This is a genomic window from Ideonella azotifigens (genome assembly GCF_006519715.1).
GTDB lineage: Bacteria > Pseudomonadota > Gammaproteobacteria > Burkholderiales > Burkholderiaceae_C > Ideonella > Ideonella azotifigens.
In genome coordinates, this window is record NZ_VIDT01000779.1 from 1 (window position 1) to 2340 (window position 2340).

1 protein-coding gene is annotated in these 2340 nt (G+C 68.0%); it reads right to left on the reverse strand.

The genetic code is table 11. From position 1 onward, the window contains the following. A partial coding sequence (locus tag FKP22_RS32895) for a hypothetical protein (protein WP_211361618.1) occupies window positions 1-2340 on the reverse strand: 2340 nt, incomplete at both ends.

The following is a 2340-nucleotide window of genomic DNA, read 5'->3' on the forward strand; positions in this document are numbered from 1 at the left end:
CCATGCCCAGCCCCGTGCGGATGGCTTCGAGCGCGCTGGCCACGTCGGCCACCGGCAGCTTGTCCACCGCGGCCATCAGCTGGTCGAACACCAGGTCCAGCGGCTTGAACAGGCTGCTGGGCTTGACGCTGTCGCCCAGCGTCAGGTTGTACTGGCGCAGCGCGCCGTCCGGGTCGCCAAACACCGCATCGGCCAGGCCCAGCATCAAGGCCTTCATGGTCTCGAAAAACGTGTCCAGCGGCGGCGGCAGGTGCACGCTGTCCAGCGCGCTGGCCAGGCCGTCGCGGGCCTGGGTGAAGAGCTCGCGCTCCTTCTGCTCCAGCGTGTCCAGCAGCGGCGTGATGTCGATCAGGTCGACCAGGCGGTCGATCTCGGTGTGCAGCAGGCGCAAGGGCTCGACCCACACGTCCGGGCTGGCGCGGTTGATGGCGGCCATCATCTGCTGGTAAGGCGCTTTCAGCGGTTCCAGCAGTTGGCCAGGCGAGAGCTTGTCGGCCTGGGCCACGAGTTCGTCGACCAGCCCGTCCAGCGGCGCCAGCACCAGCGTGGCATTGATGCCGTTGACCGACTTCTCGACCTGGTCCAGCAGCGCATTGACAGGCGCCAGGATGGCGCTGCCGTCGAAGCCGATGATGCGGTCGCGGAAGTTGTTCCAGGCGTCCAGCACGGCCTGCACTGCTTCGGCCAGCTCGTCGTCGATGGTCTTGAAACCCGTCTTCAGCTGGGTCTCGATCATGCCTTCGAGGTCCACCGCGCGCAGCAGCGCCAGGCCGCCCTGGATGGCGATCTTCTCGGGTTCGGACAGCGACTCGGGCTTGATGGCCGAGAGCTTGGCCTTCAGCGCGTCGATCTCGTCGATGACCTCGTCGGCCACCGGCTTGAAGTCCAGCCCGTCGAGTTGGGCCAGCAAGGCCTTCAGGTCGTCTAGCGCGGAAGACAGGTCGCTGGCCAGTTGCTGGATCAGCGAACCGGCCTGCTGCACCACGTCGCCAATGGCGTCGGCCACGTCGGCAATCGGAATCTGCTTGAACTGGTCCAGCGCGTCGGCCAGCGTGCTGCTCAGGTCGCCCAGCAGGTCGTCGCCAATGTTCTGCTCGATGAAGTCGTGCGCGGCCTGGAAGCCTTCGGCAATGCCGGTGCGAACCTGGTCGATGTGCAGCGCGTCCAGCTCCTGCTTGACGCGCGAGAGCATGCCGCTCACGGCCAGCTGCACCTGCTCGGTCGGCACGTCTGCCATGGCCTGCTGGATCTTGCCAATGAAGTCGATCAGGATCTGCTGGACCTGCGACAGCGGCGAGGCGGCGAACATCTCGTGCACGCCGTTGGAAGCGCGCGCGATCTGGGCCGCCAAGTCCTGCGGCGACAGGCTCATGCGCAGCCGCGACAGCAGCGATTCGATCACCGAGGCGATCGCATCGACCGCGTCGTCCACGCTGGGCAGCTCGACCAGCGGCACGGCGCCGAGCACGGTGGCATAGGCCGAGAACAGCGTGTCCCAGGCGTCGTCCGCGACCAGCGCGGTCAGCGCGTCGCAGCCGGCGTCAATCGCGTCGAAGGCCAGGCCCAGCGCGTCGGACCAGGCTTGCAGCAGCGCCTCCAGCGCTGCGTAGGCAGCAGCGTCTGCCGCGTCGAAGCTGACGATGGCGTTGGCCAGGGCCTGGAAGCTGAGGGCGGCCTGGTCGCGCACCGTGCCGATCAGGCCCTCGATGCCACCAGCGGTGAGCGGCTGGATCAGCGCCAGCGCGCCGTCCAGGTGCTGGCTGGCACCGGCGAGCAGGTCGTGGTCCACGCCCACCAGCTGCTGGGCGAGGAAGTTCAGCAGGTCGTCGGCCGAGGGCACCTGGCCGCCGGCCAACTGCTCGATGGTGCCCAAGGCGGCGGTGACCTGGGCCAGCGTGTCGGTGTCGATCAGCGTACTGCCGAGTTCGGCCAGCCGGTCGCTGAAGGCGCTGAGCACGGCCTCGATCAGCTTCAGCGCGGTCTGCTCCAGGCTGTCGCCGGGGTGGATCTGCTGAACCAGCGGGCTGTTGGCGAGAAAGTCCGACAGGCCCTGGTAGCTTTCGTTGAGGTTCTCGATGAAGGCCAGCGCGTCGCCAGGCAGGGCGTTCTGGATCGTGCTGATGGCCTTGGGCAGCGCTTCGGACAGGCCGCTGACATCGATGTCCAGCGCGCCCTGCACACCGCCAAAGGCCTGCGTCACGGCGCCCAATGGAGAACCCGAGTCGCCACTCGCCAGCGAACCGGCCACGTCCATGAAGCTGGACAGGCCCGTCTGCGCGTTGGTCGCGGCGTCCAGCGCCGGGCCCAGGTCGGGCAGGCTGGCGGTGGCACCGGTCACAG